Source organism: Alcanivorax sp. HI0083, assembly GCF_001635175.1.
Genome location: NZ_LWFX01001631.1, coordinates 1 through 1,389, shown reverse-complemented (window position 1 = coordinate 1,389; position 1,389 = coordinate 1). Strand labels below are relative to the sequence as shown.

At 60.8% G+C, this 1,389-nt stretch carries 1 protein-coding gene; it reads right to left on the bottom strand.

Annotated features, from left to right (window positions below; all coding sequences use genetic code 11):
• Positions 1–1,095: dihydroxy-acid dehydratase (ilvD, locus tag A3754_RS24070; protein ID WP_082904829.1), on the bottom strand; the 1,095-nt coding region annotated here is incomplete at its 3' end.
• Positions 1,096–1,389: the final 294 nt, after the last annotated feature.

The following is a 1,389-nucleotide window of genomic DNA, read 5'->3' as shown; positions in this document are numbered from 1 at the left end:
CATGATGTCGTAATGCTCCAGGGCCTCGGCCACGGATGCTGAATGCACCATGGGGATGTCCCGGTTGAGCAGGCCGGCCCGGTCCAGCTCGCCGAGAATGCCCATGACGCCGCCGGCGCGGTGCACGTCTTCCATATGGTATTTCTGGGTGGCCGGGGCCACTTTCGACAGGCACGGCACTTTGCGGCTCAGGCGGTCGATGTCTTCCATGGTGAAATCCACTTCGCCTTCCAGTGCCGCTGCCAGCAAGTGCAGCACGGTGTTGGTGGACCCGCCCATGGCGATATCCAGGCTCATGGCGTTCTCAAACGCCTTAACCGTGGCGATATTGCGCGGCAGCAAGGCCTCTTCGTCCTGCTCGTAATAGCGCCGGGTGATATCCACGATGCGGCGACCGGCTTCCAGGAACAGCTCGCGACGGTCGGCATGGGTGGCCAGCAGTGAGCCGTTGCCGGGCAGGGACAGGCCCAGTGCTTCGGTCAGGCAGTTCATGGAGTTGGCGGTGAACATGCCGGAACAGGAGCCGCAGGTGGGGCAGGCAGAGCGCTCCACTTCATTCAGGGTTTCTTCGTCCACGCTGTCATCGGCGGCCATCACCATGGCGTCCACCAGGTCCAGCTTGCCCTCGGCCAGCTTGGTCTTGCCCGCTTCCATGGGGCCGCCGGATACGAAGATCACCGGGATGTTCAGGCGCATGGCGGCCATCAGCATACCGGGGGTGATCTTGTCGCAGTTGGAAATACAGACAATGGCGTCGGCGCAGTGGGCGTTGACCATGTATTCCACGGAATCGGCAATGATGTCGCGGCTGGGCAGGGAATAGAGCATCCCGTCGTGGCCCATGGCAATGCCGTCATCCACCGCAATGGTGTTGAATTCCTTGGCGATCCCCCCGGCCTTCTCCACCTCGCCGGCCACCAGCTGGCCCATGTCCTTCAGGTGCACGTGCCCGGGCACGAACTGGGTAAAGGAGTTGGCGATGGCAATAATCGGTTTACCGAAGTCCCCGTCCTTCATGCCCGTGGCGCGCCACAGGGCACGGGCGCCAGCCATATTGCGGCCATGGGTGGTGGTACGGGAGCGATACTGCGGCATGGGAACCTCTTGAATTCAGCAAACAGGGCGTAAGGGGGGGCATTGTACCGTAATGACGGGGTTTCGCTAAGTTGTCTGCTCTGGTTCAGCCAACGGCTAGAGTATGTAGAATGGGCGGTTTATTTGACCGCAGGCCGGGATGGCTTGCCGGGTTCCGGTTCAACAGAGGAATGAAAATGATAATACTGGGTCTCCACACAGGGCACGATGCTGGCGCCGCTGTATTCAGAGATGAGAAGCTGGTTTCTTTCTGCAAGGAAGAGCGGGTCAGCCGGATTAAGAACGATGGCGGTT